General features: G+C 55.5%; 12 protein-coding genes and 1 pseudogene. All 13 read left to right on the top strand.

All coding sequences use genetic code 11. The features are described 5' to 3' along the window. Positions 1–275: 275 nt before the first annotated feature. Positions 276–2555: an NADP-dependent oxaloacetate-decarboxylating malate dehydrogenase gene (maeB, locus tag BEG40_RS07695; RefSeq protein WP_000342665.1), complete on the top strand. Its 2280-nt coding sequence runs from the start codon at positions 276–278 to the stop codon at positions 2553–2555. Between the two features lie 290 nt (positions 2556–2845). Further along, the gene (eutS, locus tag BEG40_RS07700; protein WP_000356956.1) at positions 2846–3181 is read left to right on the top strand and encodes an ethanolamine utilization microcompartment protein EutS; all 336 of its coding nucleotides are present in this window, start codon (positions 2846–2848) and stop codon (positions 3179–3181) included. Positions 3182–3193: 12 nt separating this feature from the next. Next, a pseudogene (gene eutP, locus BEG40_RS07705) lies at positions 3194–3673 on the top strand (ethanolamine utilization acetate kinase EutP). Continuing rightward, positions 3648–4349 (top strand): ethanolamine utilization acetate kinase EutQ, encoded by a 702-nt coding sequence (eutQ, locus tag BEG40_RS07710; protein ID WP_105285170.1) that lies wholly within the window; start codon positions 3648–3650, stop codon positions 4347–4349. Before eutP ends, eutQ begins: the two are co-directional and overlap by 26 nt. Next, on the top strand, positions 4346–5149 hold the full coding sequence (gene eutT, locus BEG40_RS07715; RefSeq protein WP_105285171.1) for an ethanolamine utilization cob(I)yrinic acid a,c-diamide adenosyltransferase EutT: 804 nt from the start codon (positions 4346–4348) through the stop codon (positions 5147–5149). The genes eutQ and eutT overlap by 4 nt, the downstream gene beginning before the upstream one ends. Further along, on the top strand, positions 5146–6162 hold the full coding sequence (gene pta, locus BEG40_RS07720; protein WP_105285172.1) for a phosphate acetyltransferase: 1017 nt from the start codon (positions 5146–5148) through the stop codon (positions 6160–6162). The genes eutT and pta overlap by 4 nt, the downstream gene beginning before the upstream one ends. Before the next feature lie 38 nt (positions 6163–6200). Then, on the top strand, positions 6201–6494 hold the full coding sequence (gene eutM / locus BEG40_RS07725; RefSeq protein ID WP_042058949.1) for an ethanolamine utilization microcompartment protein EutM: 294 nt from the start codon (positions 6201–6203) through the stop codon (positions 6492–6494). Positions 6495–6600: 106 nt separating this feature from the next. Further along, entirely contained in the window at positions 6601–6888 is a 288-nt protein-coding gene (eutN, locus tag BEG40_RS07730; protein ID WP_105285173.1) for an ethanolamine utilization microcompartment protein EutN, read from the top strand. A gap of 11 nt (positions 6889–6899) precedes the next feature. Continuing rightward, the gene (locus tag BEG40_RS07735; protein ID WP_105285174.1) at positions 6900–8303 is read left to right on the top strand and encodes an aldehyde dehydrogenase family protein; all 1404 of its coding nucleotides are present in this window, start codon (positions 6900–6902) and stop codon (positions 8301–8303) included. Between the two features lie 10 nt (positions 8304–8313). After that, the gene (gene eutJ, locus BEG40_RS07740; protein WP_105285175.1) at positions 8314–9147 is read left to right on the top strand and encodes an ethanolamine utilization protein EutJ; all 834 of its coding nucleotides are present in this window, start codon (positions 8314–8316) and stop codon (positions 9145–9147) included. Then, on the top strand, positions 9140–10324 hold the full coding sequence (gene eutG, locus BEG40_RS07745; RefSeq protein WP_105285176.1) for an ethanolamine utilization ethanol dehydrogenase EutG: 1185 nt from the start codon (positions 9140–9142) through the stop codon (positions 10322–10324). The genes eutJ and eutG overlap by 8 nt, the downstream gene beginning before the upstream one ends. Before the next feature lie 116 nt (positions 10325–10440). After that, positions 10441–11667: an ethanolamine utilization protein EutH gene (eutH, locus tag BEG40_RS07750; protein ID WP_000512383.1), complete on the top strand. Its 1227-nt coding sequence runs from the start codon at positions 10441–10443 to the stop codon at positions 11665–11667. Further along, a complete protein-coding gene (eutA, locus tag BEG40_RS07755; protein ID WP_000107570.1) occupies positions 11664–13067 on the top strand; it encodes an ethanolamine ammonia-lyase reactivating factor EutA in 1404 nt (467 codons plus the stop codon). The genes eutH and eutA overlap by 4 nt, the downstream gene beginning before the upstream one ends. The last annotated feature ends 4 nt before the right edge of the window (positions 13068–13071 follow it).

Consider the following 13071-nt stretch of genomic DNA (forward strand, 5'->3'; position numbering starts at 1 on the left):
CCTTGAAAAGTAAAGTGTTAGGTGAGTGCGTTAATTCACACTTCTGAGAAATTTCGCTAATCGCATCAAAAAAGCATAGCAGACAGGCATGGTATTGCTGGATTAAGCAGGTAACATCAGTGTTATAGGATTATTGCCAAAATATTATTTTGATGAGGAGAGTTTGGACTTGCTCAAAGTCTGAAAGCTCCGGCAAGGTAATAATGTGCGCCATGTTGTGGGCTGAGGCAGTTGCCCGCTCATTTTTGTGAACGTTACGTGAAAGGAACAACCAAATGGATGACCAGTTAAAACAAAGTGCACTTGATTTCCATGAATTTCCAGTTCCAGGAAAAATCCAGGTTTCTCCTACTAAACCTCTGGCAACGCAGCGCGATCTGGCGCTGGCCTACTCACCTGGCGTCGCCGCGCCTTGTCTTGAAATCGAGAAAGATCCGTTAAAAGCCTACAAATATACTGCGCGCGGTAACCTGGTGGCGGTGATCTCCAACGGTACGGCGGTGCTGGGGTTAGGCAACATTGGCGCGCTGGCAGGCAAACCGGTGATGGAAGGCAAGGGCGTTCTGTTTAAGAAATTCGCCGGGATTGATGTGTTTGACATTGAAGTCGATGAGTTGGACCCGGACAAATTTATCGAAGTGGTCGCTGCGCTGGAACCGACCTTTGGCGGCATCAACCTCGAAGACATTAAAGCGCCAGAATGCTTCTATATTGAGCAAAAACTGCGCCAGCGAATGAACATTCCGGTATTCCACGACGACCAGCACGGAACGGCAATCATCAGCACCGCCGCTATCCTCAACGGATTGCGCGTGGTAGAGAAAAACATCTCCGACGTGCGGATGGTGGTTTCCGGCGCGGGGGCGGCCGCAATCGCCTGTATGAACCTGCTGGTGGCACTGGGGCTGCAAAAACATAACATCGTGGTTTGTGACTCGAAAGGCGTTATCTATCAGGGGCGAGAGCCGAACATGGCGGAAACCAAAGCCGCTTACGCGGTGGTGGATGACGGTAAACGTACCCTCGACGATGTAATTGAAGGCGCGGATATTTTCCTTGGCTGTTCCGGTCCGAAAGTGCTGACACAGGAGATGGTGAAGAAAATGGCTCGCGCGCCGATGATCCTGGCGCTGGCGAATCCGGAACCGGAAATTCTGCCGCCGCTGGCGAAAGAAGTGCGCCCGGATGCCATCATCTGTACTGGTCGTTCCGACTACCCGAACCAGGTTAACAACGTCCTTTGCTTCCCGTTCATTTTCCGTGGCGCACTGGACGTTGGCGCAACCGCTATTAATGAAGAGATGAAACTGGCGGCGGTACGTGCGATTGCTGAACTGGCTCATGCGGAACAGAGCGAAGTGGTTGCTTCTGCCTATGGCGATCAGGATCTGAGCTTTGGCCCGGAATACATCATTCCTAAACCGTTCGATCCGCGTCTGATCGTCAAGATTGCGCCAGCGGTGGCAAAAGCGGCAATGGAGTCTGGTGTGGCGACGCGTCCGATTGCCGATTTTGACGTCTACATCGACAAACTGACCGAGTTCGTTTACAAAACCAACCTGTTTATGAAGCCGATCTTCTCCCAGGCTCGCAAAGCGCCGAAGCGCGTGGTGCTGCCGGAAGGGGAAGAGGCGCGCGTTTTGCACGCGACTCAGGAACTGGTAACGCTGGGACTGGCGAAACCGATTCTTATTGGTCGTCCGAACGTGATCGAAATGCGTATTCAGAAACTGGGCTTGCAGATCAAAGCAGGCGTTGATTTTGAGATCGTCAATAACGAATCCGATCCGCGCTTTAAAGAGTACTGGAGCGAATACTTCCAGATCATGAAACGTCGTGGGGTCACCCAGGAACAGGCGCAGCGTGCGCTGATCGGTAACCCGACAGTGATCGGCGCGATTATGGTTCAGCGTGGTGAAGCCGATGCGATGATCTGCGGTACGGTGGGGGATTATCACGAACACTTCGGCGTGGTGAAAAATGTGTTTGGTTATCGCGATGGCGTTCACACCGCTGGCGCAATGAACGCGCTGCTGCTGCCGAGTGGTAACACCTTTATTGCTGACACTTACGTCAACGATGATCCAGACGCAGAAGAGCTGGCGGAGATCACGCTGATGGCGGCAGAAACTGTCCGTCGTTTCGGTATTGAGCCTCGCGTTGCCTTACTGTCGCACTCCAACTTCGGTTCTTCAAACTGCCCGTCGTCCAGCAAAATGCGTAAAGCTCTGGAACTGGTCAGGGAGCGTGCGCCAGAACTGATGATTGATGGCGAAATGCACGGTGATGCGGCGCTGGTGGAAGCGATTCGCAACGACCGGATGCCGGACAGCACCTTGAAAGGTTCCGCTAATATTCTGGTGATGCCGAATATGGAAGCCGCCCGCATTAGTTACAACTTACTACGCGTTTCTAGCTCAGAAGGTGTTACCGTCGGCCCGGTGCTGATGGGCGTGGCGAAACCGGTTCATGTATTAACGCCAATCGCATCGGTACGTCGTATCGTCAACATGGTGGCGCTGGCCGTGGTTGAAGCGCAAACCCAGCCGCTGTAATTCTTTCTTAACTCTTACGCTTACCCTGAATATTCAGGGTAAGCAGTTTATCGCAATATATCAGAAGGGATTATTACTTGTTTTTCGAATAATAAAGTGCGCCCTATAAAAATAAATCAATATCAATTTAATTATATTCATGTGCTGTACATGAAAATTTATGCATTAGATAAAATATCTCTCAATTCTTAGTGATCTACCTCACCTTTTAAACTCCCTTGCCGAATTTTGTTATTTACTCTGACGAAAAATTGTCACGATAGCGCCAGATTTTTCACAGGCGGCGACTCATGGATAAAGAACGCATCATTCAGGAATTTGTTCCCGGTAAACAGGTCACGCTGGCGCATTTAATTGCGCATCCCGGCGAGGAGCTGGCGAAGAAAATCGGTGTTCCCGATGCTGGCGCAATCGGCATTATGACGCTAACTCCCGGTGAAACAGCGATGATTGCCGGCGATTTAGCACTGAAAGCCGCCGATGTGCATATCGGTTTTCTTGACCGTTTTAGCGGCGCACTGGTGATTTATGGCTCGGTGGGCGCGGTAGAAGAAGCGTTATCACAAACCGTCAGTGGTTTAGGGCGCTTATTAAATTATACGCTTTGTGAAATGACCAAAAGTTAATGCGAGGCATTCATGAAACGAATTGCGTTTGTGGGTGCTGTCGGGGCAGGAAAGACAACGTTATTTAATGCGTTGCAGGGAGATTATACCCTCGCGCGAAAAACGTAGGCTGTGGAATTTAATAATAAGGGTGATATTGATACGCCAGGTGAATATTTTAGCCATCCCCGCTGGTATCACGCCTTAATTACCACGCTACAGGATGTGGACATGCTGATATATGTCCATGGCGCGAATGACCCGGAAAGTCGATTACCTGCCGGGTTGCTGGATATTGGCGTCACTAAACGGCGAATCGCCGTCATCAGTAAAACGGACATGCCGGATGCTGACGTCGCCGCAACGCGACAGTTATTGCGCGAGACTGGCTTTGAAGAGCCGATTTTCGAGTTAAACAGCCACGACCCGCAAAGCGTGCAGCAACTGGTGGATTATCTGGCATCTCTCACCGAACAGGAGGAAGCAGGTGAAAAAACTCATCACAGCGAATGATATTCGTGAAGCACATGCGCGCGGCGAACAGGCACTGTCCGTGGTTCTGCGCGCCAGCATTATTACCCCGGAAGCGCGCGAAGTAGCGGATCTACTGGGGTTTACCATCAACGAATGCGATGAATTGACACCGGTAACGGCGTCCGTTCCTGCCAGCGCGCCTGCCGATAAAACCGAAAGCCAGCGCATTCGCGAAACTATCATCGCCCAACTGCCGGAAGGCCAGTTTACCGAAAGCCTGGTTGCGCAGCTGATGGAAAAAGTGATGAAGGAAAATCAGTCGCTGGAGCAGAGCGCAATGCAGCCGAGTTTTAAATCGGTGACGGGCAAAGGCGGCATCAAAGTTATTGATGGCGGCAGTGTCAAGTTTGGTCGCTTTGATGGCGCGGAACCTCAATGCGTCGGGTTGACCGATCTGGTTACCGGAGATGACGGCAGCAGCATGGCTGCGGGTTTTATGCAGTGGGATAACGCCTTCTTCCCGTGGAAGCTGAACTACGACGAAATCGACATGGTACTGGAAGGTGAACTGCACGTTCGCCACGAAGGCGAAACCATGATCGCCAAAGCGGGTGACGTGATGTTTATCCCGAAGGGTTCCAGCATCGAATTTGGTACGACATCCAGCGTGAAATTCCTGTATGTCGCCTGGCCGGCGAACTGGCAATCCCTATGAAAGATTTCATTACCGAAGCATGGCTAAGAGCGAACCATACGCTCAGCGAAGGCGCAGAGATCCATCTCCCTGCGCACAGTCGCCTGACGCCCTCTGCCCGGGAGTTACTGGAAAGCCGCCATCTGCGCATCAAGTTCATTGACGAGCAGGGCAGCCTGTTTGTTGACGATGAACAGCAGCAGCCGCAACGCGTTCACGGGCTGACCAGTAGCGATGAACATCCGCAGGCGTGCTGCGAACTGTGCCACCAGCCGGTGGTGAAAAAGCCAGACACGCTGACTCATCTGTCGGCGGAAAAAATGGTCGCTAAAAGCGATCCGCGCCTCGGTTTTCGCGCTGTTCTCGACAGCACCATTGCGCTGGCCGTGTGGCTGCAAATTGAACTGGCGGAACCGTGGCAGCCGTGGCTGGCGGATATCCGTTCGCGTCTTGGCAACATTATGCGCGCCGATGCGCTGGGGGAACCGCTGGGCTGCCAGGCGATTGTCGGGCTTTCTGACGAAGACCTGCATCGGCTTTCCCACCAGCCTCTGCGTTATCTCGATCACGATCATCTGGTGCCGGAAGCCAGCCACGGACGCGATGCGGCGTTGCTGAATCTTCTACGCACCAAAGTGCGTGAAACCGAGACGGTAGCGGCGCAGGTGTTTATCACCCGCAGTTTTGAAGTATTACGCCCGGACATCATGCAGGCGCTGAACCGCCTTTCCAGCACGGTTTACGTGATGATGATCCTGAGCGTAGCGAAACAACCGCTAACGGTGAAACAGATCCAACAACGACTGGGAGAAACGCAATGATTATTGAACGTTGTCGTGAACTGGCGTTGCGAGCGCCCGCCAGAGTGGTATTTCCGGACGCGTTAGACCCGCGTGTACTGAAAGCCGCGCAATATTTACATCAACAAGGTCTGGCGTCGCCTGTTCTGGTCGCCAATCCGTTTGAACTTCGTCAGTTTGCGCTCAGTCACGGCGTGGCGATGGACGGGCTGCAGGTGATTGATCCACATGGCAACCTCGCAATGCGAGAAGAATTTGCCCATCGCTGGCTCGCCCGTGCAGGCGATAAAACGCCGCCGGACGCGCTGGATAAACTCACCGAGCCGCTGATGTTCGCCGCCGCAATGGTCAGTGCCGGTAAAGCGGATGTCTGTATCGCGGGTAATCTCTCTTCCACGGCGAATGTGCTGCGTGCCGGATTACGCATTATTGGTTTGCAGCCGGGCTGTAAAACGCTTTCCTCCATTTTCCTGATGCTGCCGCAGTACAGCGGCCCCGCGTTGGGCTTTGCCGATTGTAGTGTGGTGCCACAGCCGACGGCAGCGCAACTGGCGGATATCGCCCTTGCCAGCGCCGAAACCTGGCGTGCCATCACCGGAGAAGAGCCGCGCGTGGCGATGCTGTCGTTTTCCAGTAACGGCAGCGCCCGTCACCCTTGCGTTGCTAACGTTCAGCAGGCGACCGAAATCGTCCGGGAACGCGCGCCACAGCTGGTGGTGGATGGAGAATTACAGTTTGACGCCGCCTTCGTGCCGGATGTCGCGGCGCAAAAAGCGCCTGCCAGCCCGTTACAGGGCAAAGCGAATGTAATGGTTTTTCCGTCGCTGGAGGCAGGAAATATTGGCTACAAAATCGCACAACGACTCGGCGGATATCGTGCCGTCGGACCGTTGATACAAGGACTTGCCGCGCCGCTGCACGATCTCTCTCGTGGTTGTAGCGTGCAGGAAATTATCGAGCTGGCGCTGGTGGCAGCCGTACCGCGCCAGACAGAAGTGAACCGCGAAAGCAGTTTACAAACACTGGTTGAATGAACGGTCCCGTTCTGGACCCTTATAAAGAGGAAAACACAATGGAAGCATTAGGAATGATCGAAACCCGGGGCCTGGTTGCACTGATTGAGGCTTCTGACGCGATGGTGAAAGCTGCGCGCGTCAAACTGGTCGGCGTGAAGCAGATTGGCGGCGGCCTGTGTACTGCAATGGTTCGCGGTGATGTTGCAGCCTGTAAAGCGGCGACCGATGCCGGTGCCGCAGCGGCACAGCGTATTGGCGAGCTGGTATCTGTACACGTTATCCCGCGTCCGCACAGCGACCTGGAAGAAGTCTTCCCGATTGGCCTGAAAGGCGACAGCAGCAACCTGTAATCACCCTGTGTGACGTCGACTCGGGCGTCACGCTCTCTCCTTTTTCATTTTACCTTCCACGGAGGGTAGGGGGAGCTTTTACCTGAAATACGCCACGGAGGCGGGTATGAAACTGGCAGTCGTCACTGGACAAATTGTTTGTACCGTACGCCATCACGGACTGGCGCATGACAAATTGCTGATGGTGGAAATGATTGATTCACAGGGAAATCCTGACGGGCAGTGTGCCGTCTCCATTGACAATATCGGTGCGGGAACCGGGGAGTGGGTGTTGCTGGTGAGCGGCAGTTCCGCCCGCCAGGCGCATAAAAGCGAAACGTCACCGGTCGATCTGTGCGTGATTGGCATCGTCGATGAAGTGGTGTCTGGCGGTCAGGTAATTTTCCACAAATAAGGCAGAACATCATGAATCAACAGGATATTGAACAGGTGGTGAAAGCGGTACTGCTGAAAATGCAAAGCAGTGACTCGCCGTCCGCCGCCATTCATGAAATGGGCGTTTTTGCTTCCCTGGATGACGCCGTTGCGGCAGCTAAAGTTGCCCAGCAAGGCTTAAAAAGCGTGGCGATGCGCCAGTTAGCCATTGCTGCCATTCGTGAAGCAGGCGAAAAACACGCCAGAGAGTTAGCGGAACTTGCCGTCAGTGAAACCGGTATGGGCCGCGTTGAAGATAAATTTGCCAAAAACGTTGCTCAGGCGCGCGGCACACCAGGCGTTGAGTGCCTCTCTCCGCAGGTGCTGACTGGCGACAACGGCCTGACCCTAATTGAAAACGCGCCCTGGGGCGTGGTGGCTTCGGTAACGCCGTCCACAAACCCGGCGGCAACCGTGATTAATAACGCCATCAACCTGATTGCTGCGGGCAACAGCGTCATTTTTGCCCCGCATCCGGCGGCGAAAAAAGTCTCCCAGCGGGCGATTACGCTGCTCAACCAGGCGATTGTCGCCGCAGGCGGGCCAGAAAACTTACTGGTGACTGTGGCAAATCCAGATATCGAAACCGCGCAACGCTTGTTTAAGTTTCCGGGCATTGGCCTGCTGGTAGTGACCGGCGGCGAGGCGGTGGTGGAAGCGGCGCGTAAACACACCAATAAACGTCTGATAGCCGCAGGTGCAGGCAACCCACCGGTAGTGGTGGATGAAACCGCCGACCTCGCCCGTGCCGCTCAGTCCATCGTCAAAGGCGCTTCTTTCGATAACAACATCATTTGTGCCGACGAAAAGGTACTGATTGTTGTTGATAGCGTAGCCGATGAACTGATGCGTCTGATGCAAGGCCAGCACGCGGTGAAACTGACCGCAGAACAGGCGCAGCAGCTGCAACCGGTGTTGCTGAAAAATATCGACGAGCGCGGAAAAGGCACCGTCAGCCGTGACTGGGTTGGTCGCGATGCGGCGAAAATCGCGGCGGCAATCGGCCTGAACGTTCCGCAAGAAACACGATTACTGTTTGTGGAAACCACCGCAGAACATCCGTTTGCCGTGACCGAACTGATGATGCCGGTGCTGCCGGTGGTGCGTGTCGCCAACGTGGCGGATGCCATTGCGCTGGCGGTGAAACTGGAAGGCGGTTGCCACCACACGGCGGCAATGCACTCGCGCAACATCGACAATATGAACCAGATGGCGAACGCCATTGATACCAGCATTTTCGTCAAGAACGGACCGTGCATTGCCGGGCTGGGGTTGGGTGGGGAAGGCTGGACCACCATGACCATCACCACGCCAACCGGTGAAGGGGTAACCAGCGCACGGACGTTTGTCCGTCTGCGTCGTTGTGTATTAGTCGATGCGTTTCGCATTGTTTAAGGAGTAACAGATGGCGCACGACGAACAATGGCTCACCCCTCGACTGCAAACTGCGGCAACGCTGTGTAACCAGACGCCTGCTGCGACGAAATCTCCGCTGTGGCTGGGGGTGGATCTGGGCACCTGCGATGTGGTGTCGATGGTCGTTGACCGCGAAGGTCAGCCGGTGGCGGTATGCCTCGACTGGGCTGATGTGGTTCGCGACGGCATCGTCTGGGATTTCTTCGGTGCGGTCACCATTGTTCGTCGCCATCTCGACGCCCTCGAGCAGCAATTCGGTCGCCGTTTTAGCCATGCGGCGACGTCATTTCCTCCGGGTACTGACCCGCGTATTTCCATCAACGTGCTGGAATCTGCCGGACTGGAAGTGAGCCATGTGCTGGATGAGCCAACGGCGGTGGCGGATTTGCTGCAACTGGATAACGCCGGCGTAGTGGATATCGGTGGCGGCACCACCGGTATTGCCATCGTGAAACAGGGCAAAGTGACCTACTCGGCGGATGAAGCCACCGGCGGGCATCACATCTCTCTGACTCTCGCCGGAAATCGTCGTATTCCGCTGGAAGAGGCGGAGCAGTACAAGCGGGGTCACGGCGAAGAGATTTGGCCTGCGGTGAAACCGGTGTACGAAAAAATGGCAGATATTGTTGAGCGACACATTGCGGGGCAGGGCATTGCCGATTTATGGCTGGCGGGCGGCTCCTGTATGCAACCGGGCGTGGCGGAGCTGTTTCGCAAACAATTCCCGGCATTACAGGTGCATTTACCGCAGCACAGTCTGTTTATGACCCCGTTGGCGATTGCCAGTAGCGGGCGAGAGAAGGCGGAGGGGATCTATGCATGAATTGCAAACGGCGCTCTTTCAGGCGTTCGATACCCTGAATCTGCAACGGGTAAAAACATTTAGCGTTCCACCGGTGACGCTTTGCGGTTCGGGCGCGGTGAGCAGTTGCGGACAGCAAGCGCAAACGCGCGGGTTGAAACATCTGTTCGTGATGGCAGACAGCTTTTTGCATCAGGCGGGAATGACCGCTGGGCTGACGCGTAGCCTGGCGGTAAAAGGTATCGCCATGACGCTCTGGCCATGTCCGGTGGGCGAACCGTGCATTACCGACGTGTGTGCGGCTGTAGCGCAACTGCGTGAATCGGGGTGTGATGGGGTGATTGCGTTTGGCGGTGGATCGGTGCTCGATGCGGCGAAAGCCGTGGCGTTGCTGGTGACGAATCCCGATAGCACGCTGGCAGAGATGTCAGAAACCAGCGTTCTGCAACCGCGCCTGCCGCTGATAGCCATTCCTACTACCGCCGGAACCGGCTCTGAAACGACCAACGTAACGGTGATTATCGACGCGGTGAGCGGGCGCAAGCAGGTGTTAGCACATGCCTCGCTGATGCCGGATGTGGCGATCCTCGACGCCGCGCTAACCGAAGGCGTGCCGTCGCATGTGACGGCGATGACCGGCATCGACGCGTTAACCCATGCCATTGAAGCGTATAGCGCACTGAACGCCACACCGTTTACCGACAGTCTGGCGATTGGCGCTATTGCGATGATTGGTAAATCGTTGCCGAAAGCGGTGGGTTACGGTCATGACCTTGCCGCGCGAGAGAGCATGTTGCTGGCTTCATGTATGGCGGGAATGGCGTTTTCCAGTGCGGGGCTTGGGTTATGCCACGCGATGGCGCATCAGCCGGGGGCGGCGCTGCATATTCCGCACGGTCTGGCGAATGCCATGCTGCTGCCAACGGTGATGGAGTTTAACCGGATGGTATGCCGCGAACGTTTTAGCCAGGTAGGCAGGGCGCTGCGAACTAAAAAATCCGACGAGCGTGATGCTATTAACGCGGTTAGTGAGCTGATTGCAGAAGTCGGGATTAGTAAACGACTGGGCGATGTTGGTGCGACATCTGCGCATTACGGCGCATGGGCACAGGCCGCGCTGGAAGATATTTGTCTGCGCAGCAATCCGCGTACCGCCAGCCTGGAACAGATTGTCGGCCTGTACGCAGCAGCACAATAAATGCCGGATGCGACGCTTGCCGCGTCTTATCCGGCCTGGGGGATTGCACATGTAGGGCGGATAAGGCGTTTACGCCGCATCCGACAATAAATAACAACTAACAGGGAGTAAAGGCGATGGGAATTAACGAAATCATCATGTACATCATGATGTTCTTTATGCTGATAGCGGCCGTAGACAGGATCCTGTCGCAGTTCGGCGGTTCTGCTCGTTTCCTCGGTAAGTTCGGTAAAAGCATCGAAGGATCCGGCGGGCAGTTCGAAGAAGGCTTTATGGCGATGGGCGCACTGGGTCTGGCGATGGTCGGTATGACCGCGCTGGCACCGGTACTGGCGCATGTACTTGGGCCGGTAATCATCCCCGTTTATGAAATGCTCGGCGCAAACCCTTCCATGTTTGCCGGAACACTGCTGGCGTGTGATATGGGCGGCTTCTTCCTCGCCAAAGAGCTGGCGGGCGGTGACGTAGCAGCGTGGCTATACTCTGGGTTAATTCTCGGATCGATGATGGGGCCAACGATTGTGTTTTCCATTCCGGTGGCGCTCGGCATTATCGAACCCTCAGATCGTCGTTACCTGGCGCTCGGCGTTCTGGCGGGCATTGTGACTATTCCGATTGGCTGTATTGCCGGTGGCCTGGTGGCAATGTACTCCGGCGTACAGATCAACGGTCAGCCGGTGGAGTTCACCTTCGCGCTGATCCTGATGAACATGATCCCGGTACTTATCGTTGCGGTGCTGGTGGCGCTGGGGCTGAAGTTCATCCCGGAAAAAATGATCAACGGCTTCCAGATCTTCGCCAAATTTCTCGTTGCATTAATCACCCTCGGTCTTGCCGCTGCGGTGGTGAAATTCCTCCTCGGTTGGGAACTGATCCCCGGTCTTGATCCGATCTTTATGGCGCCTGGTGACAAACCTGGTGAAGTGATGCGCGCGATTGAAGTTATCGGCTCGATCTCCTGCGTCCTGCTTGGCGCGTATCCGATGGTACTGCTACTGACCCGCTGGTTTGAAAAACCGCTGATGAGCGTCGGTAAGGTGCTGAATATGAACAATATCGCGGCAGCAGGCATGGTGGCGACGCTTGCCAACAATATCCCGATGTTCGGCATGATGAAGCAGATGGATACTCGCGGCAAAGTCATCAACTGCGCCTTCGCCGTTTCCGCAGCCTTCGCCCTGGGCGACCATTTAGGCTTCGCGGCTGCCAACATGAACGCCATGATCTTCCCGATGATTGTCGGCAAGTTGATTGGCGGCGTCACGGCGATTGGCGTGGCGATGATGCTGGTGCCAAAAGACGATGCAGCAACGGCTAAAAACGCAGCGGAGGCGCAATCGTGAGCACTCGCCAGCTACTGAGCGTCGGTATCGATATCGGCACCACTACCACTCAGGTGATCTTCTCCCATCTGGAACTGGTTAACCGTGCGGCGGTGTCGCAGGTGCCGCGCTACGAATTTATCAAACGCGAAATTAGCTGGCAAAGCCCGGTGTTCTTTACCCCTGTCGATAAACAGGGCGGTTTAAAAGAAGCGGAACTGAAAACCTTAATCCTCGAGCAATATCAGGCTGCGGGCATCGCGCCGGAAAGCGTCGATTCCGGCGCCATCATCATCACCGGCGAAAGCGCGAAAACCCGCAACGCCCGTCCGGCGGTGATGACGCTCTCCCGGTCGCTGGGCGATTTTGTGGTTGCCAGCGCCGGACCGCATCTCGAATCGGTGATTGCAGGCCACGGTGCCGGGGCGCAAACCCTCTCTGAACAACGGCTGTGTCGGGTACTGAATATCGACATCGGCGGTGGCACCGCGAACTACGCCCTGTTCGAAGCTGGAAAAATCAGCGGGACTGCCTGCCTGAACGTTGGCGGTCGCCTGTTGGAAACCGACAGCCAGGGACGCGTGGTTTACGCCCATAAACCGGGGCAGATGATTGTGGATGAGTGCTTCGGCGCAGGCACCGACGCCCGTTCGCTGACCGGTGCGCAACTGGTGCAGGTTACCCGCCGGATGGCAGAACTGATTGTCGAAGTGATTGACGGAACGCTCTCGCCGCTCGCGCAGGCATTGATGCAAACCGGTTTGCTGCCGGCAGGTGTTACGCCCGAAATCATTACGCTCTCCGGCGGCGTGGGCGAATGTTATCGCCACCAGCCCGCCGACCCGTTCTGTTTTGCCGATATCGGCCCGTTGCTGGCAACGGCGCTGCATGAGCATCCGCGTCTGCGTGAGATGAACGTGCAGTTTCCGGCGCAAACCGTGCGCGCCACGGTGATTGGCGCGGGCGCGCATACCCTTTCGCTCTCGGGCAGCACTATCTGGTTGGAGGGCGTACAACTGCCGCTGCGCAATCTGCCGGTGGCGATCCCGATTGATGAAACGGATCTGGTGAATGCCTGGCAACAGGCGCTGATTCAGCTTGATCTTTGCCCCAAAACTGACGCGTACGTGCTGGCGCTTCCCGCCGGACTTCCGGTGCGTTACGCCTCGGTACTGACGGTTATCAACGCGCTGGTCGATTTCGTCGCGCGTTTTCCGAATCCGCATCCCCTGCTGGTGGTAGCCGGGCAGGACTTTGGTAAAGCTCTGGGCATGTTGTTGCGCCCACAGCTACAACAACTCCCGTTGGCAGTCATTGACGAAGTGATTGTCCGTGCGGGGGACTATATCGACATTGGTACGCCTCTTTTTGGCGGATCGGTTGTGCCGGTGACGGTGAAATCACTCGCATTTCCTTCCTGAGGGA

Origin of the sequence: Escherichia sp. MOD1-EC5495, from assembly GCF_002965965.1 — a bacterium.
Lineage (GTDB): Bacteria > Pseudomonadota > Gammaproteobacteria > Enterobacterales > Enterobacteriaceae > Escherichia > Escherichia ruysiae.